Annotated in this window: 26 protein-coding genes and 1 riboswitch; of the genes, 13 read left to right on the top strand and 13 right to left on the bottom strand. The window is 43.4% G+C overall.

Translation table 11 applies throughout. The annotated features are described in order from the left end of the window. Positions 1-552 precede the first annotated feature (552 nt). The 6 genes from QT987_RS13010 to QT987_RS12985 all read left to right on the top strand — a co-directional run bounded on the left by QT987_RS13010 (position 553) and on the right by QT987_RS12985 (position 7381). Positions 553-825, top strand: a complete 273-nt coding sequence (locus QT987_RS13010; RefSeq protein ID WP_333240397.1) for a hypothetical protein — start codon at positions 553-555, stop codon at positions 823-825. An 86-nt stretch (positions 826-911) separates the two neighbouring features. Next, positions 912-1973 (top strand): AI-2E family transporter, encoded by a 1062-nt coding sequence (locus tag QT987_RS13005; protein ID WP_333240394.1) that lies wholly within the window; start codon positions 912-914, stop codon positions 1971-1973. A gap of 66 nt (positions 1974-2039) precedes the next feature. Continuing rightward, on the top strand, positions 2040-2849 hold the full coding sequence (locus QT987_RS13000; protein ID WP_333240391.1) for a glucose 1-dehydrogenase: 810 nt from the start codon (positions 2040-2042) through the stop codon (positions 2847-2849). A 599-nt stretch (positions 2850-3448) separates the two neighbouring features. Further along, entirely contained in the window at positions 3449-4402 is a 954-nt protein-coding gene (locus tag QT987_RS12995) for a polyphosphate kinase 2 family protein (RefSeq protein ID WP_333240389.1), read from the top strand. 170 nt (positions 4403-4572) lie between these two features. Beyond that, complete coding sequence (locus QT987_RS12990; RefSeq protein ID WP_333240386.1) at positions 4573-5685, top strand: mechanosensitive ion channel domain-containing protein; 1113 nt, start codon at positions 4573-4575, stop codon at positions 5683-5685. Continuing rightward, the gene (locus QT987_RS12985; RefSeq protein WP_333240384.1) at positions 5666-7381 is read left to right on the top strand and encodes a mechanosensitive ion channel domain-containing protein; all 1716 of its coding nucleotides are present in this window, start codon (positions 5666-5668) and stop codon (positions 7379-7381) included. Before QT987_RS12990 ends, QT987_RS12985 begins: the two co-directional genes overlap by 20 nt. 217 nt (positions 7382-7598) lie before the next feature. On the opposite strand, the gene QT987_RS12980 is transcribed toward QT987_RS12985, so the two are convergent. The 3 genes from QT987_RS12980 to QT987_RS12970 all read right to left on the bottom strand — a co-directional run bounded on the left by QT987_RS12980 (position 7599) and on the right by QT987_RS12970 (position 11442). Further along, complete coding sequence (locus tag QT987_RS12980; RefSeq protein WP_333240382.1) at positions 7599-7829, bottom strand: hypothetical protein; 231 nt, start codon at positions 7827-7829, stop codon at positions 7599-7601. Between the two features lie 346 nt (positions 7830-8175). Further along, entirely contained in the window at positions 8176-9798 is a 1623-nt protein-coding gene (locus QT987_RS12975; RefSeq protein WP_333240380.1) for a cation:proton antiporter, read from the bottom strand. A gap of 91 nt (positions 9799-9889) precedes the next feature. Next, positions 9890-9978: riboswitch (Fluoride riboswitch) on the bottom strand. Positions 9979-10428: 450 nt separating this feature from the next. Continuing rightward, positions 10429-11442 (bottom strand): Gfo/Idh/MocA family oxidoreductase, encoded by a 1014-nt coding sequence (locus QT987_RS12970; protein WP_333240378.1) that lies wholly within the window; start codon positions 11440-11442, stop codon positions 10429-10431. A gap of 527 nt (positions 11443-11969) precedes the next feature. Here QT987_RS12970 and QT987_RS12965 point away from each other — a divergent pair. Beyond that, positions 11970-12269, top strand: coding sequence for a ferredoxin (locus QT987_RS12965; protein ID WP_333056974.1), 300 nt, complete (start codon positions 11970-11972; stop codon positions 12267-12269). A gap of 347 nt (positions 12270-12616) precedes the next feature. Here the strand turns inward: QT987_RS12965 and QT987_RS12960 are convergent, their stop codons facing one another. Continuing rightward, the gene (locus QT987_RS12960; protein ID WP_333240376.1) at positions 12617-14272 is read right to left on the bottom strand and encodes a SpoIID/LytB domain-containing protein; all 1656 of its coding nucleotides are present in this window, start codon (positions 14270-14272) and stop codon (positions 12617-12619) included. A 209-nt stretch (positions 14273-14481) separates the two neighbouring features. Further along, positions 14482-15669 carry a M20 family metallopeptidase gene (locus QT987_RS12955; RefSeq protein WP_333240374.1) on the bottom strand — a complete coding sequence of 396 codons (1188 nt, stop codon included), beginning with the start codon at positions 15667-15669 and terminating at the stop codon, positions 14482-14484. Positions 15670-16100: 431 nt separating this feature from the next. Here QT987_RS12955 and QT987_RS12950 point away from each other — a divergent pair, with 431 nt between their 5' ends. Next, on the top strand, positions 16101-17579 hold the full coding sequence (locus tag QT987_RS12950) for a glycosyltransferase family 87 protein (protein WP_333240372.1): 1479 nt from the start codon (positions 16101-16103) through the stop codon (positions 17577-17579). Positions 17580-17666: 87 nt separating this feature from the next. On the opposite strand, the gene QT987_RS12945 is transcribed toward QT987_RS12950, so the two are convergent. Next, positions 17667-17879 (bottom strand): ribbon-helix-helix domain-containing protein, encoded by a 213-nt coding sequence (locus QT987_RS12945; protein ID WP_333182137.1) that lies wholly within the window; start codon positions 17877-17879, stop codon positions 17667-17669. A gap of 140 nt (positions 17880-18019) precedes the next feature. Between QT987_RS12945 and QT987_RS12940 the strand changes: the two genes are divergently transcribed. The 3 genes from QT987_RS12940 (at position 18020) to QT987_RS12930 (ending at position 19153) form a co-directional block, all read left to right on the top strand. Next, positions 18020-18253 carry a hypothetical protein gene (locus QT987_RS12940; RefSeq protein WP_242719202.1) on the top strand — a complete coding sequence of 78 codons (234 nt, stop codon included), beginning with the start codon at positions 18020-18022 and terminating at the stop codon, positions 18251-18253. Between the two features lie 214 nt (positions 18254-18467). Continuing rightward, complete coding sequence (locus tag QT987_RS12935) at positions 18468-18701, top strand: hypothetical protein (RefSeq protein WP_333144163.1); 234 nt, start codon at positions 18468-18470, stop codon at positions 18699-18701. Further along, a complete protein-coding gene (locus tag QT987_RS12930; RefSeq protein WP_333240370.1) occupies positions 18698-19153 on the top strand; it encodes an HNH endonuclease in 456 nt (151 codons plus the stop codon). The genes QT987_RS12935 and QT987_RS12930 overlap by 4 nt, the downstream gene beginning before the upstream one ends. A 7-nt stretch (positions 19154-19160) precedes the next feature. Here QT987_RS12930 and QT987_RS12925 read toward each other — a convergent pair whose 3' ends face one another. The 4 genes from QT987_RS12925 to QT987_RS12910 form a co-directional block, all read right to left on the bottom strand. After that, positions 19161-19853, bottom strand: coding sequence for a hypothetical protein (locus QT987_RS12925; protein WP_333240368.1), 693 nt, complete (start codon positions 19851-19853; stop codon positions 19161-19163). A 78-nt stretch (positions 19854-19931) separates the two neighbouring features. Further along, a complete protein-coding gene (locus QT987_RS12920) occupies positions 19932-20342 on the bottom strand; it encodes a hypothetical protein (protein WP_333240366.1) in 411 nt (136 codons plus the stop codon). A 4-nt stretch (positions 20343-20346) separates the two neighbouring features. Then, a complete protein-coding gene (locus QT987_RS12915) occupies positions 20347-20679 on the bottom strand; it encodes a hypothetical protein (protein WP_333240364.1) in 333 nt (110 codons plus the stop codon). Positions 20680-20750: 71 nt separating this feature from the next. Then, positions 20751-21110 carry a hypothetical protein gene (locus QT987_RS12910; protein WP_333240362.1) on the bottom strand — a complete coding sequence of 120 codons (360 nt, stop codon included), beginning with the start codon at positions 21108-21110 and terminating at the stop codon, positions 20751-20753. A gap of 146 nt (positions 21111-21256) precedes the next feature. On the opposite strand from QT987_RS12910, the gene QT987_RS29950 reads away from it, so the two are divergent. Together QT987_RS29950 and vap15 are read left to right on the top strand one after the other, a co-directional pair. Then, positions 21257-21550 (top strand): NACHT C-terminal alpha/beta 1 domain-containing protein, encoded by a 294-nt coding sequence (locus tag QT987_RS29950; protein ID WP_445299733.1) that lies wholly within the window; start codon positions 21257-21259, stop codon positions 21548-21550. 187 nt (positions 21551-21737) lie between these two features. Beyond that, on the top strand, positions 21738-21974 hold the full coding sequence (vap15, locus tag QT987_RS12900; protein WP_190655710.1) for a type II toxin-antitoxin system VapB15 family antitoxin: 237 nt from the start codon (positions 21738-21740) through the stop codon (positions 21972-21974). Positions 21975-22005: 31 nt separating this feature from the next. Here vap15 and vapC read toward each other — a convergent pair whose 3' ends face one another. The 3 genes from vapC to aspS all read right to left on the bottom strand — a co-directional run bounded on the left by vapC (position 22006) and on the right by aspS (position 24616). After that, positions 22006-22383 (bottom strand): type II toxin-antitoxin system VapC family toxin, encoded by a 378-nt coding sequence (vapC, locus tag QT987_RS12895; protein ID WP_333240403.1) that lies wholly within the window; start codon positions 22381-22383, stop codon positions 22006-22008. 13 nt (positions 22384-22396) lie between these two features. Further along, complete coding sequence (locus QT987_RS12890; RefSeq protein WP_333240359.1) at positions 22397-22609, bottom strand: type II toxin-antitoxin system VapB family antitoxin; 213 nt, start codon at positions 22607-22609, stop codon at positions 22397-22399. A gap of 213 nt (positions 22610-22822) precedes the next feature. Further along, the gene (gene aspS, locus QT987_RS12885) at positions 22823-24616 is read right to left on the bottom strand and encodes an aspartate--tRNA ligase (RefSeq protein WP_333240357.1); all 1794 of its coding nucleotides are present in this window, start codon (positions 24614-24616) and stop codon (positions 22823-22825) included. Positions 24617-24697 lie beyond the last annotated feature (81 nt).

The raw sequence follows: 24697 nt of genomic DNA, 5'->3' as shown, positions 1-24697 counted from the left end.
CCGTCCAAAAAGGACGGGCGGGACGCCCATCCCACAATAACAATTAAAATTGTAAGTTATTTAATTCGCGATCCTAACCTTGGATTTGAGCATGAGGTCGATCGCTCTCGATGCGATACTAGAGAAACGATGATGTCTGTCCAATTATAGATCACCTTTTACTCTAAACTCTTCCAAGCGAGAGATGATTTTTGGTTTTTTGAAATTTACTATAATAATACCCTCTAATCACTCAAATAATAGATTTTTAAAATGATGGGAAAAACAAGCCTAATAAATTCATGACAGGGAATCCAAAAAAACTTGATCCCGGATAAATCCTATATTGCACTGTTCAATAGTGCGGAAGGTTTTTCTCTGCTCCCATGGCTAATTTTCTAAGATTTTGAGACAGTGTGGATAATTAAATCAATGTCATCTCGACTCCTGACGCGACATTAAATTCGACTTTTTTATTCTGCTTGCCCTCTAAAGCTTGTAGTATTGTTCCCAAAAAGCCCGCTGTATTGAATGTTAACCTGGTTCTATTTATTACATTGACACGAGAAACTCATGGAAAACACATTGTTCGATCGCACATTTCGCGACAGCGAAGGCCAAATTGTTATAGCTCAGATGCCAAATCTACCACTGAGTGTCGGAATTGTAGCTAGTTTATTAACGCTCATTGTTACAACAGGTAAAATTAATTTAGGGTTGGATCTAGTAGCCTTTGGCTCTTTGTTTACTTGGGCTTGGGAAGAATTATTTCAAGGCGTTAATTACTTTCGTAGAGCATTAGGTCTGATTGTGCTTGTTGGTATAATTGCAGGGAAACTTCAATAATTAGGTCAGCATAAATCAAATCAAGAAGGTATAGCAAAACCTTTAATCAGGCGAATGAGGAACGGTGGAGAGGTTGACAGGCTGTAATGGACAATCCAAAAATTAACACCAATCGGATCTGGGAACACCTGAACAATGCTCAACTTATACGCTATCTGCTACTATTTGCGCTGGGCTGGGCGATCGTGCAGGTGTTGGCATATTTTGAAACGGTTCTGATTGTTTTTATTTTTGCAGCTATTCTCGCCTTTCTGCTAAACTACCCAGTCAAATTTGTATCTCGTTTCATCCCTCGTTGGGTAGCGGTTGTGCTGGTGTTTTTACTTGCCTTGTTGATTCTAGGTGGGTTAATGGCAACGCTAGGATTAGCTATCATTTCCCAAGCACAGCAGTTATTGCAACAGGCTCCTCAATTTTTAGAGTCGGCGATCGCACTGTTGGAAACACTCCAATCGTTTCTGCAAAAGCGCAATATTACGGTCGATTTCAGCACCTTTGAGACACAACTGCGCGAACAAGCCCTCGGCATCATTGGCATGGGTTTTTCCACACTGCAAAATGTGTTATTAAACTTGCTAGATGTGATTGTGATTGCGGTGGTTGGCTTCTTTATGCTCCTAGATGGTAGACGACTATGGAATATGATTGTGAGGTTGTTTCCAGCCGGCTTACGCGATGATTTGACCAGGGCAATCCAAAAGAATTTTCTGGGTTTCTTTTGGGGTCGGTTGCTATTATCAATCTTCTTCGGCATCTCTACCTTTCTGGTGTTTATTTTGCTGGATATTCCCTATGCACTGGTCATGGCAGCAATCGCAGGCGCATTTGACCTGATTCCCGGTATTGGCGCAACGATTGGGATTAGCCTCGTCTGCCTGATTATTCTGCCTCAAGGAATTCTGCTCAGTTTGAAAGTTTTAGTGGGTTGCATTGTCTTACAGCAGGTTGAAGAAAACTTACTCATGCCCCGTATTATGCAAGGCTCCATTAATATAAATCCAGTCATTATGTTCTTTGCGCTATTAGTAGGGGCGCGAGTCGCTGGATTGGTCGGAGTTTTTCTGTCGATCCCGATCGCGGGCGTGGCGATCGGCCTCCTGGATATTGATGAAATGCGTGGGGAAAAGACAGAGCAACCTTCTGGTTGATGTAGAAGCTAGTTGGCTTGAGGTTTCGGTTAAGATATTTTGTTGTGAATCTCTGGGAGAGCAATTATGAAAGGTTTAAAGGGAAAAAACGCACTAATTACTGGAGCGAGTTCAGGCATTGGGCAGGCGATCGCCATTCGTCTCGCCCAAGAAGGTTGCAACATTGCCGTTAACTATCGCAAAAGCTTAGAAGAGGCAGAAGATACGGAAGAAATAGCTCTGCAAAAAGCCTGTGGACAAGCATCGGAATGCGGCGTTGAAACCCTATTAGTTCAGGGAGATGTCTCCAAAGAAGACGACATCGTTCGTATGGTGAATACTGTCATTGATAAATTTGGTAGTCTGGATATCCTGATTAATAACGCTGGGATTCAAACAGAAACCGCATCCCATGAAGTGCCAACTGATGAATTCGATCGCGTGATTGCGGTGAATTTGCGAGGTGCATATCTCTGTGCGCGGGAAACCATTAAGCACCTATTGAGTGAGCAACGCCCTGGGGTGATTATCAATATTTCGAGTGTGCATGAAATCATCCCCCGCCCGATGTATATCAGCTATTCCATCAGCAAAGGCGGCATGGGAAATCTGACTAAAACCCTAGCGTTGGAATACGCAAACCGAGGCATCCGTGTCAATGCTATTGCGCCCGGTGCAACAATTACACCGATTAATGAAAGCTGGACGGACGATCCAGAACAAAAGGCAGTAGTGGAAAGCCATATCCCAATGGGACGGGCAGGCACATCGGAGGAAATGGCAGCATCGGTTGCCTTTCTTGTATCAGATGAAGCGGCTTACATTACGGGGCAAACGCTCTATATTGATGGTGGATTGACCCTCTATGCTGACTTTCGCGAAGCTTGGTCTGCGTAAGTTTTGTTGGAGAAACTATGTGGATGAAATAGGCGATCGCTGTCATTTTACCTAAAAACGGATTTGTTTGGGCGATCGCTTTCTTTACTCACCGGACACTAGACTAAACCGCACTAAGGTGTCATGCAGATATGATGGGAACGTGGCAGCCAGGAAGGCATTGCGGAGGAGTTAGACGCCAAATAATTAAAGCAGGTATTCTACTTCATAAACTTGGAATACGTTGTATCTGGCTTGGGTTTGCCGTTGTTATTAACTGTGCAACACGACCCAATTAATGCAATGTTGTCAAGTCCCGTTCGTTGACATGATTAATCTCAAATCCGGTAGCTTCGTCCGGCGTAAAATCGAATCAACAGTCAACAATCACGGATGGTGCAACCGGAATTTTTATATAATTAATCTGCGTTAATCTGTGTTTATCTGCCTGTATCTGCGGTTTAAAAAAGAGAATGTATTAACCGCCCCGGACAATGGATTGATGCTGATTCACGCAGATTAATAGAATAGATATATAAATGATTCCCCTGCTAACAAATTGATTTGATAGAAGCCCGTCAGAACAAGTCTATTTACCTTAACATTGGATAGTTAAAAGTATGACCGATAAACATAGCCAAAATGATCCATCATTGAATCCATTTCCGCTCAAAAATCTTGACGATTTGATTCGTCCTTTTATTGTTCCACCAAAGCAGCAAATTATTGTGCCATCACAGCGAGGAATTTCTCTAACAAAAGACTATGACCCAGCTTACAAAGCCAATCATCTAAAGAAGTCGAAAGCTAAAAGTCAATTAAAGGAAGGTATTAAAGCTTTAGCAGAATATCAAGATATTCTGTATGCCCAAAAAACCCATGCTGTACTAATCATTTTTCAAGCAATGGATGCGGCGGGTAAAGACAGTACGATCAAACACGTAATGTCAGGAATCAATCCCCAAGGATGTCAAGTGCATAGCTTCCAAGCGCCATCGACAGAAGAGTTAAATCATGACTATTTATGGCGTTGTTCCAAAGCCCTACCAGAACGAGGACGGATTGGAATTTTCAATCGCTCTTATTATGAAGAAATCTTGGTGACACGAGTTCATCCAGAAATCCTAGAACAGCGACCAATTCCACCTAGTTTAATCGACAAGGATATTTGGGAGCGGCGCTTTGAAGAAATCAACAACTTCGAGAAGCAATTAGTCAATAACGGGACGATTATCCTCAAGTTTTTTCTCAATGTGTCTAAGGAAGAGCAGCGAGAACGTTTTTTAGAACGGATCAATCGTCCTGAAAAAAACTGGAAATTTTCTGTTGATGATGCTAAAGATCGTACTTTTTGGGATGAGTACATGGCGGTATATGAAGATATGTTTAATCACACCAGTACGGACTATGCTCCTTGGTACATTATCCCAGCCGATCGCAAATGGTTCACTCGTCTTGTAGTAGCTGGCATCATTTACACTAAGTTGAAGGAACTGAACCTTGAGTATCCCAGTGTGAGCGAAGAAAAGCGTCAAGAACTTTTGCAAGCAAAGCTAGTTCTTGAGAGCGAGTAATTAAGGTAACGGTCAATCACCCGGCACCGAGCGGATTACCGATACGGTGCGGGCACAGAAATTGCCTAGTTGACCAGTCTAAGTGGTTCGCCCACTACGTTTAAGGCAAGTGTTATGGCGCGAGATTCCGACTTTGAACCAACGCGAAACTTGAATAATTAAACTTTGCTATGACAGAAACAATTAATCCGCTTTATCTAGCCTCCGAACTGGTTTTAAATAATGGCGATGGCTTAGGGCAAATCAGCTCTATTTTGGTAGCAGGAGTGGTGACTGCATTAGCGGGAATTGCGCTCTTTTCCATCTTAAGATTACCGTTAAGTTGGTTCGCTCCAGAATTATTAACCCAAACTTATATTCGTGTAGTGGTTGGCTCAAAAAACATAGTTTTGGTGTTACTAACTCTTTCAGCAATGGAAGTAATGTTACTTTTAGTTTCTCAAAGTAAATCGCTTAGTTTAATCGAGTTTTGCCTGAGTATTGGCATCACTATACTTAGCGGATGGATGCTGTCAAGACTATTTAGAGAATTTTTTAACACCACAATTTTAGGAGTAACTTTTGAGTCAAACCCCAAAGTTAAAGGCGAGTCAATCTTCTTAATTCGGTATTTGGGAGACTTTGCGATCGCTGTAACGTTAATTTTAGTTTTTTGTATTAGCCATAACATCAACGTTGTCGGCATAGTTGCCAGTTTGGGGATTGGAGGTATTGCCATTGCCTTTGCCGCTCAAAAGACTTTAGAGCAATTTTTGGGGGGGATTGTCTTAACCCTTGATCGTCCGTTTACTGTGGGTGACTATATCGGCTTATCGGATGGGCCTACGGGTAAGCAAGGTACTTTTGGTAAAGTAGAAAGTATCGGCTTAAGATCAACCAAAATTCGCACTTCTGGTAAAGGCACGCTCACAATTATTCCGAATAATGCGCTTACCCAAGCTACCATTGAAAATTTTTCCGGTGCAAAGAAAGTCATGTCTGTAATGGTACTTGAGTTTCTTAAATCAATATCTGCCGATGAGCAAGCATTGATCCGCCAAATTGTGATGGAATGTACTATGGATATTTTTGGTTTAGATTGGCGTAGTACAGAGGTTTCTTTTAGTGAAAATCAGGCTCAAGTTTCCTTTTTTATTCTGGGTTCTAATGAGTTATCGATGGAACTAAGACGACAATTGCTGGATTTGGCAACCCAAAAAATTACCAAGCAACTTCACAAACATGATATTTCTTTTATCCTTAACCAACCAACGATTTATGTGGATGCGCCAATTTCTATCTAAACAAGTAATTAGGCGAGCAATTAAACTGACTAGCTTATTTTTAGTGGTTTGTTTGTTGGTGTTTACTCCCATGAGTTTTGCTCAAAATCCTGCTCAAAATTTTAGTCAGAGTTTTGTTAATGGCAGTGCTCCGGTGGTTGTTGATGGGATTCCCCTTTTTAAGTTGCAAGCTGTGGAGCGATTTACAGCAAAGGAGCGCACCCAATTTGCTAATAATATTCTCAAGGAGGCGATCGCTAATGATCAATCCATAACTTTTGATGTGCGGAATGATGATAGTACCAGCGCTACTTCTATTTCCTTAAATAATAACTACCTTCTCACCGTTACAGCAAATGATGTTCTGCCAGGGTTTTCTCGAACTCAACAAGCTAATCAATGGCGGGCTATTCTAGAAACAGCGATCGCCAAAGCTAAAAAAGAACGCACTCCCCAATATATTTGGCAGAGAAGTCTATGGATTTTGAGCGTAATCGCAGCGCTGATCGTAGTGCGGCTTTTTTTGGGACTAGCAACCAGAATATTTAAGTTTCAAACTGGAATTTTCAGCAAGATTTTTTTTAGTTTTAGCTGGGGTGCGATCGCCATAGTCAGTTCCGAGTGGTTTCCCATCTTACGCAGTCTACGCTATCAGTTTCTTTCCCCATTTTCTCAGCCCCAGTGGCTGCTCTTCTTTGGAGCCATAGGAGCTTCTTTTGTATTTAGCCACTACGCTACCGATTTAGTAAAATTAGCGCTTAAAAAAATAGCTCCCCACGCCCTAGAAACTATCTATATAGAAATTGTTCAACCGAGCGATCGCCTTTTGGAATTTGCAGTTCTCAGTATTTGTATCAGTTGGTCTGTGAGCTTATTAGAACCATTAGTACCAGTCGTTTATAATCTCTTAAACCCGATTATAAATCTATTTTTAATTGGCAGCTTATATTGGTTATCAGTAAAACTAAGTAGCCGCTACCTGCGTACCTACGGATTCAAGTTGGGCGGCAAATTTAGCCCTAGTAGTGATGATGCCATTCTAGTGTTTGAGACCATTATTCATATCTTGATCTTTATTGCAGCTTTAGTTGCCTTTGCCAGCAGCCTCAACTTTGACTTGATTGGATTGGTGGCAAGTTTGGGGTTGGTGGGTTTAGCCGTCGCCTTTGCTGCTCAAAAAATTCTCGAACAACTGATTGCGACTTTAGTTTTATATCTTGATCGTCCTTTTGTTACTGGTGACTACATCCGCTTACCAGGTGGAGAATTAGGGAAAGTAGAAAGTATTGGTTTGCGCTCAACCAAAATCCGTTCCCTGGGCACTGGCACAATTATTGTGATGCCCAATTCCATCCTTGTAAGTGTAGAAATTGAAAACGTTACTCTTGCCAAAAAAATCATGGTGTTATTTTATATGGACTTTGCTAGTGTTTTAGGGGAACGAGAATATGCCCTAGTACAACAAGTGATCATGGAAAAAACCGCTTACCTATCAGGGATTGATACTAACAGCACAAATATCTCTCAGGCTGATGGAACAGGAAAAAGATTAAGGGTTAGTTTTGCAATTTTAGGTTCTCAAGATAATGCGATTGAAGTGCGTAAACGTCTACTAGAGTTGGCAAGGGCTAAAATTGCCAAATCACTCTCTATCCATGGGATTGTCTTTACGATGGAAGACCCTACAGTTTATGTGCAGTCCCCGATTACAATTTGATTATTGTTGTGGAGTGTTCAACTTAAAGCAACTGTTTTGAGGGGTAGTCAATCGATTTTAGATTTTAGATTTTAGATTTTAGATTAAAGAATTGAAGCATTGACCCCACGGATAAATTCGGGGGTTCATTTATCGGATACAGGTTTTTTATTTCTGGACGGATGAATCCGGGGGCTTGTATCCTGGATGCTTTCAGTCAATCTCAAGCAATCCCCAATTACGAAGTAGTTCCTGGCAGCGTTTCAAATAACTCCTGAGCATCATACACTTGCTGACTAAATTGCTGAAAATCTTGCTCACAGAGTTTCAATGGCTCGATCGCTGAAACGTAACCAGACGCATCAAACAGAGCGCGATCGCGAATTTTAGGCAACCATGTGATATCATTTCCGGTTAAACCGGAATAATGTTGACTGTTGACGGTTGACGGTTCACTGTCAACAGTCAACCGTCAACAGTCAACAGTGAACTCAAATTTACTATTCCGATGCTAACGGATTTGATATGAGTTGGGGCAAGGCGATCAACTGCTGAAATTGATGAAAATGTTTCCTCAAAAACGCTCCTTTTTTATAAATTTGGACGGGCTACAATAGGTATGTTAAGTACATCCTTCTTGCTGGTTGCTTCTTGCTTCTTCTTTCTTACTTCTACTTATGACCACAAATTTATTGATGGTACCCGCCACGTGATTTATCCGTGGAATCAATCCAAAATCGAAAATCGAAAATCCTCAAGAAAGAGCATTTATCTCGCGCAAGTCAATCTAAAATCTAAAATCTAAAATCTAAAATCTAAAATCGACATTCCACTAGAATGACAGGAATAGGACTGCTTTCTAAGACGGCTTGAGAAACCGAACCTACTAGCACTTGTTCCCAAGGTTGATGTCCTCGTTTCCCGATCACAATATCTGTTACTTGCCGAGCTTGCGCCACGCGGACAATCTCTTCAGTCACAGTCCCAGAAAGACTCAGGAACTCATAGCGAATATCTGATAAGAGTCGTTGTGCTTGTTCTTGTAATTGGGCGATCGCCTTTTTATCTCCCAGATTATCCACATACAAAACAATCACATCCCCATCACTGCGCCGAGCTAAGTCTGCGGCCTTAGTTAAAACATCTGTTGTTAGGGGGGAAGCGTCTACTGCGGCGAGAAAAACTGGACGACCGGAAATAGCTACTTTGGTCGGGTCAACTTCGCCTTTTTCTAATAGTTTGGGAGCAAAGGTAGGAATTGCCCATGCACCCAAGGGAGCCGTTACTAAAATTGAGAGGGCTGCGATCGCCAAAATCGTCTCGCCACCAGCAATCCCCTGAGCTAGAGGAATCGCCCCAATTGCCGCCTGTACCGTTGCCTTAGCCGAATTTCCTGCTAGCAGAAACAGCCGTTCTTTCCCAGTCCAATTACTACCTAAAGTGGAAAGATACCAACCGAGCGATCGCCCAATCAGAGTCCCAATCGCCAACACCAGCAAACCAACCAGCAAGGTATTGCCTAATACATTAAGTTGAATACTGGCTCCCAGCAGCACAAACAAAATAATTTCCGCGATCGTCCACAAACTATCAAAACCACCCCGCAATCTTCGTGCTAAAGGCGCATCCAACTCAATCAGGAAAAACCCCGCCGCCATCACAGCCAAATAGCCAGAAAAAACCGGAATATGTTCTGCTGATACTACCAGCCCTAGGGCAAAGCCAGCAGCGACTAGGGAGTCCTGAACCGCAGTTTGAGTCCAGTTTTGCTTGACTAATAGTGACACCAAAATTCGAGCAGTCACCCATCCCAAAAGCACCCCCAAGGTAATTTGGATGATGATTTGAAATGGCAGCAATTGCAGAGGGCTGAGGGTGATTCCTCCCAGTAAGGTAATGGCTGTAGCTTTCCCTTGGGACAGAAACGCTAGCAGTAGGCTAAACACCAGCAAAAGCAATACATCTGACAAGGCACTCCCCGTCAGAATCGCATCGGGAATTCCTTTTTTTACTCCCCAACCTAGACTTTTTAACCGCAGCATTCCGGGAACAATTACTGCTGGAGATTCCGCGCCAATGATGCAGCCTAGCAGTAGCCCCGTCCAAAAATCAAACTGAAGTAGCCACATCGCAGCGACAGCAATGGCGATGGCCTCGCAAGCTGCCGGCAGAAAGCCTAATCGCAGCGCCACGGTTCCCTGTTGGGATAGCTTTTCGCGATCGAGTCCTAACCCCGCCTTCATCAAAATCACCATCACGGCTATGGTACGAAGGGAATTCGCTGCGCCCAAAACCTCTGGGCTAATGACATTCCCCAGTTGCGGGCCTAATAAAATGCCCACCAGCACCATACCTACGAGTGCTGGAGCTTTCAGCCGTCGAGCAATCTGCCCGACAAAAAAGCCCATTAATAAAATCCAGATTATACTTTCTAACATCACGCCACCTTAAATTTGAATCGATGAAGGTGACTTGTAGGGGAAAGATCGATCGAGGCATCCGCACCATCCTACCCTTCCGCCACAAGTCGGAACAGTAGGAGCCATCAGCCTTTTAAACGTTATGAAGATTATTAATAACGCAGGGCGGTTTCGGCGAGCTCCATCGCCATCATTACTTTTATAGCACTCTTGAAGCTGATAAGCTGTTCGGCATTTAAATTGTATGTCAAAAAAAATCAAAGTCTTGTGGGGAGTAGGGCCCAAGCGTCCCGCCCGCCCTTAATATACAATTTAAATGCGCGACAGCTTATTCCATTTCCGTGCCTCCCGGAATGCCTATCCTTGTTCATAAACTTCGACAGTTTGAATCCATCTTTTTGGGATGGAAACTAGCTCATATCCTGGAAGGATTACTATAGCACTCCTTCCAGGAGTCGTACAAAGATTTAGGGGTAATGCCTTTCTTTATCTACCCGGCCTCCTGGGGGCAACCACGGGGGGTTTGCCCCTACAAGAATTACACAAATGATTTAGCATTAGGATTGTTATAGGTAATTGAGAAGGGTGCACTATCTCAGTTATATTGGATTTTTACCCAAATTAAATAACCTTCTTTTTCCTAGCTCTTTATAAATTTATAAGGGCGATATTTTGCCCAATCTCGCTCGATCGCCTCGCAGCACCTGCCACCTTCAAAGCGTACAAACTACTGGCATTATCTACGTACAAAGGCGTACCGTTTGACAAATATTCCAACACCATATCGGTGTCTTTGGCAAACAAGCCGCGCCGCGTTCCTACTTTGATGTTGCGCCGATTTTCTCCCTGAATTAATTGACCGGATTCAGGAGTAAAAACCAGCGTTCCTGCTTCACCGTAGATGGTAAAAATGTTTTCCGACTGCCAAAAAGTCTCTCCTTTTCCATAAACAGCTTCAGCGACAACGCCATTGGCAAAGCGCAACTGTGCGTTGCACAAACAAGCTTTGTAGAAATCCGGCTGACTGTCCCAAAATTGAGCTTGACAGTTAACGCTTGCCACTTCCCCGAACAAATCAGTAAATCGGTGCAGTCGCGAAATTGCACCAACTAACGGAAACCCAAAGAGGGAATGTTGATAAGTCCACCGCTGCGGCGCTGGATGTTGAGGAGTAATAGTAATGTAGCGGGCGTAAAAAACTTTACCGATTAAGGGCAAAGATTCTTTGATTGAGGAGTGCAAACCGCCTAAGAGTTCGATGTGTTCGATGTGGAGGAGTTTTTGCTTTTGGGCTGCAAGTTCGATCGCCCTTTCTGCTTCAGATACGTCTAAAGATAGAGGATATTCCACCACAACGTGCTTGTTATTTTCTAGGGCGGCCAGGACGATCGCCCCGTGATCCCGGTTCACCGTACAGACAATTACCAAATCTAAATCGTCTCTTTCTACTAGCTTGCGCCAGGAAACCGCAGCTTCTGCCCCGAACCCTTGACAAAAGGCTGCGGTTTTTTCCGGGGAGTGGCCCGCAACTGCTACCAAGTTCGATCGCCCATCAGCTTGAATTGTCTGAGCCCTCAACTTAGCGGCAAAACCAGTACCCACAATCCCCACGCGAATTGGAGAATTAACTGAAAAACCAAAGCGAGTATCAATATTAGTCATGGGATTTGAGATTTAAGATTTTAGATAGTTACAGACTTGCGGTGCAGGGGTTTAGGGGTTCTATGGCCCCGATTTTAACCTGTGGTTGTGGTGCGATTTATGCGATCGAGCCTTCAACACCCAAGTCTTGATGTCGATCTAACTATACATTTCACCGCCTGCTGGGACTTGCCTTGCAGCAAGTCTTGCTGAAACTCGATCGACACACCGCATACCCACAACCCGGTTTTTGTGCTGTAGGGCTCAAAACAGGATTTTTCCTAGAAACCGGATTATTTCGCGCAAGTCTTGCGGCAACAGTATCACAAGGCTGAACCCAAGATAGGTATAAGTAATCAAGATGAAATTAGAAAAAGTTATAACTAATCCCATTCAAATGTTTTGTAAATAAGTGTGTCAACCTCCCTTATATCCCCTAATATCATAGAGGGAACGAACCTAATACCTAACCTCAAAGCTAATAGAGCCTTGAAGGTTGCATTAGGAAAAATTATCAATCTTGTTGAATTTTTGAGAGGATTTAGTGCATGGCAACTTACAAAGTTACCCTCATCAGCGAAGCCGAAGGAATTAACCAGACCATTGACGTTGATGACGATACTTACATTCTTGATGCTGCTGAAGAAGCAGGACTCGACCTCCCCTACTCTTGCCGCGCTGGAGCTTGCTCCACCTGCGCCGGCAAAATTACCAAAGGCGAAGTTGACCAATCCGACCAATCTTTCTTGGACGACGACCAAATCGAAGCTGGATTTGTCCTCACCTGCGTCGCCTATCCCAAGTCTGACTGTACGATCGAAACTCACAAAGAAGAAGAGCTCTACTAAGAAAGGACGCTCTGCGTGATACCCTAAGAAACCCGGTTGCTCGTTTCCAGAATTAAGAAGCTGAAATACGGCAATTATTTTAAGAAACCGGGTTTCGGTGTCTAACACTGCAACAAAGCCGCCAGCAGTCTCTCACTCCCATCTATGAATTCGTAGCTGTTTGAGCAGATAGCTGGCCCAATAATTTTAGATTTTAGATGGCCGATTTTAGATTAACTGTGAAACCAATCTAGAATCCAAAGTCTAAAATCTAAAAGTTTTACGGCTAATATTTAGTCTGGCGTGGCGCGGAATTTATTTGTGTAGTGGCGATTTAACTCGCCGACTCTTAGGCCGACTTCGATCGACTATTCGCGCCAAAATGTAATGTTATCGCTAAGCGGGACAACTTGAGCGCCGGGAAAATAAAAGCCCAGAATTCGAGATCCATTCCAGCCCAAATTAGCCAAATTGTAAGAACCAGTCTGACTCATTCCCACACCGTGCCCAAAACCGCCTCCGACAAAAGCATAACCATTGAGAGTTTTGTCGGGATTGTAAATTGGTTCTAGGTAAAAAAGCGTGCTAATCGGCGGGTAAAAAGCATTGCGAATCTCGTCTTTGTCGATATCAATCGGGCCCAAGTCAGTTTGAACCTTCATTTTCAAAACTCGACCTGCGGGCGACCTTTCTACCACTTCCACCTGAGTGACAGTTTTCAAATTAGCCATCGGGTGCTGTTTCTTCTGAAGATACTGTTTGAGAAATCCACCAATCGCCGTCAAAGAAGCGGGTTCGCGCCACCGAAAAGTGTCTTGTTTTTCCTCATTAAACCCTTTTTCCAAACTGATAAAGCGGCGAAAGTTGTTTTCGTCAGACAAACTCTGCTTGGACAAATCCCAGACATTATTGGGGGAATCGACGATCGATCTCAAATATGGACGTTCCGGGCCCTGCCACACATCGTTAAAAGAGGCTGTCACGCCGCCGCTAGACGCGGAATAGAGCGCGTCTACTAGCTGATTTTCGTAAGTTAGCACCAAACCGCTCGTTTGGGCGATCGCCTTATCACTTTGCGGGTAAACCTCCGTCAAACCCTTATAAACTTGACAGTTAACATCAGCGCACAACTCATAATTATCCACAGCAAACCGGCGCAAATTTCTCAGGGCGTAGGTTCTCGCCAAAATAGTTTGAGCGACAATCGCAGCGTAAGGCGAAAAAGCCCCGATTTCGTGAGGAACAACACCCCGCAAATAAGTTTCCGTCAGCACTTCATTCACCAAAGTATAAGTGCCGTAAGCATTTTTTTGCAGGCGCAAATTCCCACCATAACGGCGAGTTTGTTGAATAGCTTTTTCTGGTTCAATAGCTGTCGCCTCTTGGGTAGTTTGTTCCAATACCTCAATCACATTTTTCCCTGCCGTCACATCCAACTCATTGCGGTTGAAGCGAAAGCCGTTTAAAACCCAAAATGCCTGGGGTACTTGTTTTAAAACTTTGGAATCCAAAAAAGCTGTTGTGTTCCCTTGAGCTTGCAAACTTTGCAACAGCCAGCGCCGCACCAAAGGAGAGTTGTAAATATCTCTTTTGGCCCAAACTTGCCAGCGAAAAGGTTGAGCAATTTCTACTTCTATTCCCTGGGCGCGCCACTGATTGGCGCTATCTTCTGCACTCTCGAAACTGCGGTGGGAGCTCAGAACAACTCGTTCTTCTACTGTCGGCGTTTCCAGAGGTTTCGGGGCTATTTCTAACTTGACGCTAGCAGCAGTTTTGGTTTCTATGCCTTGAGGAGTTTTGTAACGCAAAGTTAAGCTGTCGCCCGGTAATGCTTTCAGCGTCAGTTTGTCGGTTGCTTTCGTGCCAAACCGCTGCACCACGCCGATTTTGATGGGTCTATTTTGGGGACTTTGGGCGTATCCCGCAGCGCTGAAAAGAGGTAACAGGCACAATGCGGTGAAAACAGTCCTAGAAATGCAGCTAAACCATTTGTAATTGGGAGTTGGAGGTGCTTGAGCGAACACGGTTATCTGTCTCGCGATAGTTGAAATTGGGGGATTTTTGATTGTACGTTAGCACATTTAGCGACTGCTATAGGGGAATTGCGGAAGATAAGGTGGTTTGGTTGCCAGAATTCTGTTAAGCAGCTAGGCGCAAATAAACTTTACATCAAGCAATTTTGAGCTATTACCCACCCCACAATCTTATTACGGGTAATTCAATGAAAGCGAGTTTACCTACTTACTTGCTGTTTCCAATATTGGTAGGCGGCATAGGCCAAGGTGACAGCGCCGGTAACTATAGCCGCTTCATCAACCTCAAATTGCGGGTGATGGAGGGGATAGTTCGGTTTGTCAGTCAGTCCCACTCCTAACCGAAACATAGTTCCCGGTGCGTGTTCTAAGTACATGGAAAAATCTTCCGCGCCGAGGGATGGTTCTGGTAAAATCTGGACGCGCGATCGACCTAAAGCTTCTAAAGCCGCAGTTTCGACTAATTGCGTGAGTTTGGGGTCGTTTTGGACTCCGGGCACGCCGCGCTTGTAGGTGAGTTCGTACTTAGCGCCGTAAGTCGCGCACACGCTAGAAACAATTTGTTCGATCCAAGCCGGCAGTTTTTCGTGGGTTTCTGGATGCAGCGATCGCACAGTTCCCAATAATTTTACTCGATCGGCAATTACGTTCGGCGCTCGTCCGCCGTTAATTTGCCCGATCGTCAAAACCAGTGGCCTCAAAGGATTTTGCGTGCGGCTAATTGCCTGCTGCAAAGTGGTAATTATCTGAGAAGCAATCCAAATTGCGTCGATCGCCTCGTGGGGACGCGCACCGTGGCCGGATTCGCCCATCACAATCAATTCTATGTCATCTGCCGCCGCCGTCAGTGCCCCGTGGCGGATACCGATGGAACCGCCCGGAATCGTCGGGAAAACGTGCACTCCGAGGATGCCGTCAACATCTTGCATTGCCCCATCTTTAATCATCCATTGAGCACCTTGGGCAATCTCTTCCGCCGGCTGAAACAAGAAGCGGACGTGACCGGGCAATTTTTCCTCTAGCTGAGACAATATCATTGCTGCGCCCAAACCGACGGTGGTGTGGATGTCGTGGCCACAGGCGTGCATCACTCCCTCGTTGCGGGAGGCAAATTCTAAGTTTGTGCGTTCTTGAATCGGCAAAGCGTCCATATCGGTGCGAATTGCCAGCCACCGGGACTCGCTGCTGTTGCCTTTGATTTCGCCGAGCACTCCTGTTTGGCCGATTCCTTCGATCGCGCGGACTCCGCTGGATGCGAGAACTCCGGCTACGTAGGCGGCGGTTTGATATTCTTGGCCGCTAAGTTCGGGGTGGGAGTGGATGTGGCGGCGAATTTCGATTAAGCGGGGTGCTAGGGTGGCGGCTAATTCTTTGATGCGGGGAAGCATGAATTTACTTGGGGAGTGCGGTACAAGCTGTAGTCAACTAGGGTAACGCATATGTTTGGGGGTGAACAGGGTTATAAGGTGCAAAAGTGCGATCGGGCTTTTGGATGGCAATGCTATTTCGTTTGTGAATAGGATTTTTTTTTTAACCGCAGAGGGCGCAGAGGACGCAGAGAATAGAGAGGAAAGAGAGTTAGGTTGAAACCAGGAATAAACGTCTATATTCTAGGTTCAAAGGCTGATTTTTAGTTAATAATATGATGTCCGGTCGAGCAACCGCGATTTTTGTAGGGGCGGGTTCACCAACAATACCTGTTAATAATTTACTATCTCAAAAACCCGCCCCGACCGGGATATTAGGGTCGATGGATCGGACATGAGATAATTTCTGGTTGTGATATCATCAAATAGTAATTTTATCAAAATTATGACCTATGATTAGCTTGGGATTCTGGAATATAATTATTATAATTACCGTCGCTTTGTTCCTCAAATTTAATTGGCGATTAGATACCGAAAAAACAGCATGGCAAGATTCTTTGTTTTTCAAACATCCTTCGAGCCAAAGGTTGACTCAGTTTTTTCGTCAACCTATCGTTAACTTTATTTTGCAAGCAGTTATTGTATTAGTTCTCACCCGATTTCTCTGTTATACCGGTTGGTTGGTTTACAATCTGACTACTAGGCCCGATCCGCCTTACTGGGATTTTAAGTGGTTTTATGTGGCGAGTAGATTAGCCCATCAGCATTTGAGTCCCTTTAATGTGGAGGTGTTTAACATCGGTTTCTGTAGCATCACAAAAGTGTGTGGGTTTATTCCATCTTTTGTTTATCCACCTAATATCATTCCTCCGCTGTGGTTTTTGGGCTATTTCCCGATGAAGACTGCATTCACCATCTGGACTTGGCTGCATCTTATTGCCACAGGTTTTGTTTTATGGGGAGCGAATATCTTGTTGGTGTCGCACTCACGAGCTTTTAGGACTATTTGTAGTATATCAGTTGCATTCCTCTACGGTTTTGTCTTCGATCTTCAAGTTGGCAATGTGGCAACTTTTATTGCGGTTCTGCTGTTATGGATGTTTATTTATGCTAGAAAAAATCAGGATTTAATTGCTGGATTTTTATTAGGAATTGCCATTTTTAAACCAACATTAGTTATATTGTTTATTCCTTATTTTTTAATCAAAAGACGGTTTCAGCTAGTTTTTGTATCTATAGTCACGGTAACTTTGTTGGCAGTTATAGGTCTAGCTGTAACGGGCAATTCTTTAACAGGATTTATACAGGATGCGACTCGTGGATTTCCACTCTGGCTCAACGATCCATCGAATAATGCTTATATTTCTATGAGTCGCCTTGATTTAAGGGTTATGGGGCCGAGATTTTTCCCCGATAGTCCCTTCGTGGCGAAGCTATTTTCGGATTTAATTATTCTGGTGCTAGTTGGTTTAGTGAGTTGGTATTTTTACAAAAAACAATCTCGCAATGCTTGGTCAAAAAAAGTTGATTTATCTGAAATGGTGCTAATTTCCACTTTGAGCATTGCTATCAACTATTCACAGCCCACCAGTTCTGTGATGTTAGCACCGGCGGTGGTTTTTTTGCTGAATGATTTATGTTTTCAGATTAAAAATTGTGCCTTCTCTAGGCAAAGAATGTCGGTTTGGTTATTGGGGGTTGGCTGTGTCATGGTGCAAACCGCTGTGATTCATGGCGGGCTGTTGGTGTTTCTAGGAAAGCGGTGGAACTGGAAGGGGGGGGAATTGCCTTATTGGTTTAAAGTAACTATTTTTTCACTACCGAGTTATGCGATTTTAGGCCTTACGTTAAGTGTTTTAGTCTTAGCAATTACCTCTCTTGGTCAAAAACAGGTTGCTGAATTTGACCCTTTGGATAAGATTTCGGGTTAGAGGAAAAACAAAACCCCACTCCAACACAAAATAAACGGCCCGACAGGTTGGCAGTTGAGAATGACCCATCAGCGTAGAGATCAAAGGTTAATTGCTGCTGGGTTCATCTTCTGTAGTCTTTTTAGCCAAGTAAGCATCTACGGCTTGAGAGACAATCCGACTTACGAGATTGCTGACTGTCCGGTCTTCTTCCTTGGCCCAATCTTCCAAGACGTTGTAGGCGTTTGGAGGAACGTAGCTGGTGACTCGTTTTAGGTTTTTTGCTGGCAAGTTAGGCAACTGGGAATTTACTTCATACATCGATCGTACTTTCTTTGTACGCCTCTTGCATAGTGACACACGGTGTGATACCGTGTAATTAGTCAAACACCAAACCCCCACCGGTCAGAGTTGCAATCGTTCGGTGGGGGCTTGAACTCCCATATTTAGGAGGAAACTCTATGATATCACCGCCAAAGTCAGTTCCCGAACTGCTCCGGGAAGAAATTCCTGATGTACCTCAAGGTAAGCAACCGATTCGTTTGCTGTTGTGTGGCGTTCCCAAAGCGGTAGACAGCATTGTTAATCTGCTGCACGTTTTAGGTTTTGCAGAAGTTGGGGAATGGAGCCCGCCTCTACCATCGCCGATAGCGGGTGAGGTAATTCGGATTTTAACCCGTTACTGGAAAGAGTAATGTTTGAGGGCGATCGCGCGAATTGAAAAAGTGCGATCGGCCTTTGTGTCTCATTTAGGAGTTACGCATAAATACCAAAGAAACCGGTTTTTTTGCCGCTACTACGAGGCGTAGCGCGTCTTCTCGAAAAAACCCGGTTTCTGGCCTCCCGTAATTTGAGATAAAATATGGATAAGGCCTAAACATGACAAACAATTCAACAAAGTCAAATATTATGCAAGTTGTCATTCAACCTCCCTCCCTCATTGAAACCGGAATTAAAGTCGAAACAGTCAATAATCGCCCTTTGTTCAAATTTACCGATCGACTTCAACTCCATCTAGAAAGCCTTCTGGAAAAAAATAAAGTCAACGATCTAACGGCTGAAGAACAAGACGAACTCAAGGCCATCAACGAACTCGATCGCCTTTTTACTTACCTAAACTCCCTCCTCCTCGCTCAAAAATGACCCTTACCGAAGCAACCCGCCAATATGTCAGAGAACGGGCTAAATACCTTTGCGAATATTGTCACTCTCCAGAAGAAATCAGCACCTCTCGTTTTACCATCGACCATATCAAACCCCGTTCTTTAGGCGGTACTGATGATGTCAATAATTTGGCGCTTGCTTGTAGCCGTTGCAACCAACGTCGTTACAATTTTACAGTCGCTAGCGATCTAGAAACTCAATCAGAAGTAGCTCTATTTAATCCTCGAAGTCAGCAATGGCAAGAGCATTTTATTTGGACGGAGGACGGTACAAAAATTCTCGGAGTTACACCAATTGGTCGCGCTACTTGCGATCGGCTTGACGTGAACGACGAACGCTATCAAGGAGAGCGATCGATTCAAGAAGCACGCGGTTTATGGATAAAAGCTGGCTGTCATCCACCAACAGACGATCCCAGAGAAATCCAATAAACTATATTCAACTCACTGCCAGAAGCTCATTCTTCATTTTCTGAAGATTCTCAAGGTCAGACCGATGAAGTTGTGCTTGGTTTTCTGTAAGCCACTGATAAAATTGTTGAACTCTGACAAAGTATTCATTTGATAAAGAGCTTAGACACAAACTATCTCCTAAATTTTCTAAATAAGACATTGAGATTTTATCCCATCCATCCCACTGCTTCAGAATCTCAACATCAACACGCACAGTCATTTCTACATCTTCTGCAAATTCGATTTGCAACGCTGGTATAAGCAAGGTGTAATGCTGCGTGTAATTTCGCAACTTATGCACAAATTTTTGGATAGGATTGTTTGCAATATCTCGCTCAAGTTTTTCTTGGTATTTTTTTATAAACTCTTGATTAGAGTACAGCCTATTAACAATTACTCTTGTGTGATCGATCAAGGATTTTGCAGAGGCAAGAAAGTTATGAAATAGTCTTGAAGTTTCCTCAAGTAAAAGCTCAAGGTTTTCTCTTTGTTCATAACTATACATCAACAAAGATTCTTTCGGATCGTTGAGATGCTCTAGATAGCGTCTAAGTTCATCATAATTTCCTTTGAATACCCCATAGCTTGCACTTAAAGCTTGCAAGTTCCGATAAATTTCCATTTCTGATGAGGCTTGTAACTTATCGAAACGAATACCAAATTCAGTCTTGTACTCCATACATTTTATAAAAAAGCGCTACAAAATAAGTAAATTATAACAGAGGCGACTTCACCCTCCAAAGATGTACAATCAGACTCAAGAAGCTTCAAAGACTAGCATTTTTTTACCATAATAGGCTTCAATATCCGCGTAATCTTTAACTAGAGCAAAAAAATCCTTCGCCTTTTTTATATCTTGAGACTGTTTAAAAAATTCTTCTTGCAAAACCTCCCACAATTTTTCAGTTACAAAGTAATACCTTGATTGTGGATGTAATTGAATTTCTGAACCGGTAGTCAAAAATTTTTCTATCTCAGGAGTGTTAGCACTTAATCTAATATATTGAGTTTCTAGAACTTCAATAAACTTTTTGTTTAGCGTTTCATCAATCTTTTCTTCTTCTTTCAAAATGTTCTTTAATTCTTGCAAAATCTCATCATAATGATGACCTTTCGTGAATTCTTCAGAAAAATACTTAACTCTGGCAAAATGAATAGATAGAGACATATTTTTAGTTCCTAGCTTGTTTAATGTATTCTACTAACTCACGTAAAGTTTTGACTTTTTCCAAAGCCCTAATGAGTTTATCAACTGAATCACAATCATAATATTGTATGTCTATCTTAGGAAATTCTTGCTTCAGTTGTTCTAACTGATTTTTATTATTACTGTCTAAACGATTAATAGGAAAAATATAACGAAATCCTGTTGGCTGGTGACTGTTCAATAAAACTTTTACAGCACGTATCCACTTTTGAAGACTGTTATCATTAACAGGGCCATTTGCTTTATCAGGGGAAGATTTACACTCGTAAATAAAATTCCCCTCTACAAAATATGTCATAAGCTTGATTTAAGAAACTATTGAACTTTACTAAGTGTTTATGAGATAAGTTTCGGAAATAGAGAAAATTTCTAGGCTGACTTTCTCAGATCGCGAAAATGAGCGTCTACAGTAAATTCCTTTCCTAGTTTACTGACTTTACTATGTCCTGAAATAGCCACAACCTTACCAGTTAATAATCCTTGAATTAAATCATCTGCCTTTTTTGATAATGCAACAAAATCTGCAATCGGTTCGTTATCCTTTAAATTATCTACATAATCAACACCAGGCTCCATCTTAAACTGTTTCATCAAATCTTTCAAAAGTGCCTTGAAAGATTTATCAATTACTTTTCCTTTATCAAGTGGGTTTAAACTTCTCCAATCTGGTAGATATTCCAATGCTTGACTTAAAGCATTTTTAATAGAACCAACTCCAAAGTTTGACATTGAAACCTCTACTACATTTGAGTGTGATTACCGATATAATAGGTTAGGTTAAAGGAACAAAACCTAACACTAAAAAATATTTTAATAATAATTCTAGCATAACGACAGCTCAACTGTCAACATTTACCTGCAACTAATAAAAAAATATCGCCCCAAATCCACAGACAGAAGGCACACCCCTCACTCTCACTGACCTCAAAATCTACTGGCAACTCCTAGACTGGGACAAACACCTCATCCTCATCTTCTACCAAGACCCCACATCCCCTGCCGCCCAAGGTTTTAGCCCTACTTTCCTCGATGCCCTTACCCGCTTCGAGGGTACAATCTGTCTCATCACCGACACACCTCATCCACCCCTGCAAACCTTCTCCCCCCATGACCCCGATTTACTTCAAACTGTCGTCAACTGGCTCAAACGACTTCATCTAGAGTCCTAAGTTTTGACTGTCGGGAGTTACGCATCAAAACCAAAGAAACCGGGTTTTTTACTTTAGTTAAAGGTCGGGAAGCAGTATTATCGGAAAAAACCCGGTTTCTAGCCACCCGTGCGTCCAGCACTATTAAAGCCATCCTCAATCCAAAAAATTGAGATAAAATATCGACAAGCCCTAAACATAACGAACAATGACTCTAGCCAACTATCAACTTTCCCTAAACTTTGAGCAAATTTTAGCCCTAGTCAAACAACTGCCCTATCCAGAAAAATTGCAGTTAAGTCAAGAGCTGGAAAAAGAAGTATTAAACAGTAAATTAACAGCTCTTTTGGAGTCATTTAGAACCGATGAGCTTTCTTTAGAAACTATCACCCAAGAAGTAGAAGCAGTCCGAAGCGAAATTCATGCCAGAAAAACCAGCCCTTAAAGTAATTAACTATGATTCCAAACAATATTCATTAATTGTCAGGTCGGAAGCGCAAACAATTGAGCGATCGCACTCTCTGAATAGTTTCAAAATCGCGATCGTTATGAACTAGAATAAGCTGGTGTTCGATCGCAAGTTGGGCAATGCAGCAGTCGATACTACTTCTAACCGTTAACCCCTGTCGTTGCAAATCGTAGTAAATCCGAGCAGCCGCTACCCAAGTATTAGGCGTAGACTCGATGTAATCTTGTTCTTGGAGATAAGTTTCTAATAGTGTCCACTCCCGTTCATCTCGACAACCTTGCAAAAGTTCCATCTGAGTAAATCGGTTCAGAAAAATACTTTCATCATTAATTATTGCTTCGAGGGATTGGCGTACTACACCTGTCCTGTCGCGGAAAACGCTGATCTAGACTGAGGTATCAATCAGAAACATTTCGGTTTTCCCGCAAAGCTTTGTAGTCGTAGTCAGTTGAAAATTGAATTTGTCCGCTTAAATCAAGTATATTCCGCTTTTTACGGGTGCGAATTAATTCTTGCAAAGCAAAGTCAATCAGTTCTTTTTCTGTTTTGAAATTGGTTAAGCGAAAGGCTTCTTTAACCAATTCTTCGTTAAGTTCAACGGTGGTTGTCATGGTTAATGGTTGATTTCATTCTCTCATTCATTATGGCATAGCCACACCCAACCCTTAACCTAACCCAACTTCCCCAACTCACCTCAACCAACCTCAACCAAACTCTCTAACTCCTCTGCATCAACGACACCAAACTAGAACTACCCAGATTCCCGACTTCTCAAAGAAGTCAGGAATTTACAAATGGTTAAATTGTCAAGGTGTTTTATACAATTATGACTTGGGCGTATAAGTCGATCGCACTTGCAACTCCTTCAACTGCTTCTCATCCACCCCAGCCGGCGCATTCGTCAGCAAACAACCCGCCTGCTGCGTCTTCGGAAACGCAATCACATCGCGAATAGATTCCTCACCAGCCAACAGCATCACCAACCGATCCAAACCGTAAGCAATGCCACCGTGGGGCGGAGTTCCATACTCAAACGCATCCAACAAAAAGCCAAACTTATTGTAAGCTTCCTCAGTCGATAAGCCGATCGCCTCAAACACCTTTTCCTGAACTTCCCGCTGATAAATCCGCAGAGAACCGCCGCCGATTTCTGTACCGTTTAACACCAAATCGTAAGCTTGAGCTCTCGCAGTTTTCAAATCATTAATATCGTCGGGATGCGGCGCAGTAAACGGGTGATGCAAAGCTTCCAAACGCTTCTCATCAGCGTTCCATTCAAACATCGGGAAATCTGTCACCCACAGCAGATTCATCTTCTCTTTGTCAATCAATCCCAATTCGTTACCGACAAACAAACGCAATCTATCCAAAGTCTTATTGACAGTTGTCACATCGGCTGCGGCGAATAACAACAAATGACCTGGTTGCGCGCCCGTGCGATCGAGCAATTGCTGTTTTTGTGCTTCCGTCAAATTATCCTTAATTGCGCCGATCGTATCAATTTCGCCATTATCCCGCACGCGGATGTAAGCCAATCCCTTCGCACCCGCTTCGCTGGCTTCCTTAAACAAATCGCCTTTCGGGCCCGGTTTAATCCGCACATTAGAAATCGCATCATTACCGCCCGGAATCGGCAAAACTTTCACAATTCCGCCCGCAGCAACCGCCCCGGAAAATACCTTAAATCCCGAATCTTTCATCAAATCGGAAACATCGACTAATTCCATACCGAAGCGAGTGTCTGGTTTGTCGCTACCGTAGCGATCCATTGCTTCAGCGTAAGTCAAGCGCGGAAAAGGACGAGGCACTTCTACGCCTTTGACACTTTGGAAAATCTGGGAGACTAAACCTTCGTTTAATTCGATAACTTCTTCTAAAGACATGAAACTCATTTCCATGTCTAATTGTGTGAATTCCGGCTGTCTGTCGGCGCGCAAATCTTCATCGCGGAAACAGCGGGCAATTTGATAATATCTGTCCAAACCCGAAACCATTAACAATTGTTTGAACAACTGCGGCGACTGCGGCAAAGCGTACCATTCGCCCAAATTGACGCGGCTGGGCACTAAATAATCTCTCGCACCTTCAGGAGTCGATCTCGTTAAAATCGGTGTTTCAACTTCAATAAAACCTCCCACATCTTCCAGGTGGCGGCGCATAGCTTTGACTACTTGGTGGCGAAGCTGCAAATTGCGACTCATACGATCGCGCCGCAAGTCCAAATAGCGATATTTCAGCCGCAAATCTTCCCGCACGCTTTCGGTATCCGCCGTCGCCACCTGAAACGGTAACTGTTTGCGAACCGCATTTAACAACTCAATTTCGTCAGCGTAAATTTCTACTTCACCCGTAGGCAATTTCGGATTGAGGGACTCCTCGGGGCGGTGGCTGACTCGCCCGGTAATTTTAAGCACGTATTCGCTGCGTAAAGCCTCAGCCCCGTGATAGGAATCGGGGGTGCGTTCAGGATCGCTGACAATTTGCACAATACCCGATCGATCGCGCACATCCAGAAAAATCACCCCGCCATGATCGCGGCGGCGATCCACCCAGCCGTAAAGGGTGACAGTCTCTCCGATGTGTTCGCTTCGCAGTTCGCCGCAGTAGTAACTTCTCATGGTTGGGGGTTATGGACTAAAAATAATGCTTTTTGATTATAGCGCTTAGTGTCAAAACCTTTTATGAACAGGCAAGATGCC

Origin of the sequence: Microcoleus sp. SVA1B4, assembly GCF_036700545.1 — a bacterium.
In the GTDB taxonomy this organism is placed as follows: Bacteria; Cyanobacteriota; Cyanobacteriia; order Cyanobacteriales; family Microcoleaceae; genus Microcoleus.
Note: the sequence above shows the minus strand (reverse complement) of the source record. Positions and strands in the feature narration are given on the sequence as shown.

What these genes read in the sequence shown, in the direction of transcription:
- QT987_RS12935 (WP_333144163.1), top strand. Translation starts at nt 18,468, where the DNA reads ATGCAAGTTGTCATTCAACCTCCCTCCCTCATTGAAACCGGAATTAAA.
- QT987_RS12940 (WP_242719202.1), top strand. Translation starts at nt 18,020, where the DNA reads ATGATATCACCGCCAAAGTCAGTTCCCGAACTGCTCCGGGAAGAAATT.
- QT987_RS12950 (WP_333240372.1), top strand. Translation starts at nt 16,101, where the DNA reads ATGATTAGCTTGGGATTCTGGAATATAATTATTATAATTACCGTCGCT.
- QT987_RS13000 (WP_333240391.1), top strand. Translation starts at nt 2,040, where the DNA reads ATGAAAGGTTTAAAGGGAAAAAACGCACTAATTACTGGAGCGAGTTCA.
- QT987_RS12995 (WP_333240389.1), top strand. Translation starts at nt 3,449, where the DNA reads ATGACCGATAAACATAGCCAAAATGATCCATCATTGAATCCATTTCCG.
- QT987_RS12990 (WP_333240386.1), top strand. Translation starts at nt 4,573, where the DNA reads ATGACAGAAACAATTAATCCGCTTTATCTAGCCTCCGAACTGGTTTTA.
- QT987_RS12890 (WP_333240359.1), bottom strand. Translation starts at nt 22,609, where the DNA reads ATGACAACCACCGTTGAACTTAACGAAGAATTGGTTAAAGAAGCCTTT.
- QT987_RS12945 (WP_333182137.1), bottom strand. Translation starts at nt 17,879, where the DNA reads ATGTATGAAGTAAATTCCCAGTTGCCTAACTTGCCAGCAAAAAACCTA.
- QT987_RS12930 (WP_333240370.1), top strand. Translation starts at nt 18,698, where the DNA reads ATGACCCTTACCGAAGCAACCCGCCAATATGTCAGAGAACGGGCTAAA.
- vap15 (WP_190655710.1), top strand. Translation starts at nt 21,738, where the DNA reads ATGACTCTAGCCAACTATCAACTTTCCCTAAACTTTGAGCAAATTTTA.
- QT987_RS13010 (WP_333240397.1), top strand. Translation starts at nt 553, where the DNA reads ATGGAAAACACATTGTTCGATCGCACATTTCGCGACAGCGAAGGCCAA.
- QT987_RS12920 (WP_333240366.1), bottom strand. Translation starts at nt 20,342, where the DNA reads ATGTCTCTATCTATTCATTTTGCCAGAGTTAAGTATTTTTCTGAAGAA.
- QT987_RS12985 (WP_333240384.1), top strand. Translation starts at nt 5,666, where the DNA reads ATGCGCCAATTTCTATCTAAACAAGTAATTAGGCGAGCAATTAAACTG.
- aspS (WP_333240357.1), bottom strand. Translation starts at nt 24,616, where the DNA reads ATGAGAAGTTACTACTGCGGCGAACTGCGAAGCGAACACATCGGAGAG.
- QT987_RS12955 (WP_333240374.1), bottom strand. Translation starts at nt 15,669, where the DNA reads ATGCTTCCCCGCATCAAAGAATTAGCCGCCACCCTAGCACCCCGCTTA.
- QT987_RS13005 (WP_333240394.1), top strand. Translation starts at nt 912, where the DNA reads ATGGACAATCCAAAAATTAACACCAATCGGATCTGGGAACACCTGAAC.
- QT987_RS12925 (WP_333240368.1), bottom strand. Translation starts at nt 19,853, where the DNA reads ATGGAGTACAAGACTGAATTTGGTATTCGTTTCGATAAGTTACAAGCC.
- QT987_RS12915 (WP_333240364.1), bottom strand. Translation starts at nt 20,679, where the DNA reads ATGACATATTTTGTAGAGGGGAATTTTATTTACGAGTGTAAATCTTCC.
- QT987_RS12965 (WP_333056974.1), top strand. Translation starts at nt 11,970, where the DNA reads ATGGCAACTTACAAAGTTACCCTCATCAGCGAAGCCGAAGGAATTAAC.
- QT987_RS12975 (WP_333240380.1), bottom strand. Translation starts at nt 9,798, where the DNA reads ATGTTAGAAAGTATAATCTGGATTTTATTAATGGGCTTTTTTGTCGGG.
- QT987_RS12910 (WP_333240362.1), bottom strand. Translation starts at nt 21,110, where the DNA reads ATGTCAAACTTTGGAGTTGGTTCTATTAAAAATGCTTTAAGTCAAGCA.
- QT987_RS12970 (WP_333240378.1), bottom strand. Translation starts at nt 11,442, where the DNA reads ATGACTAATATTGATACTCGCTTTGGTTTTTCAGTTAATTCTCCAATT.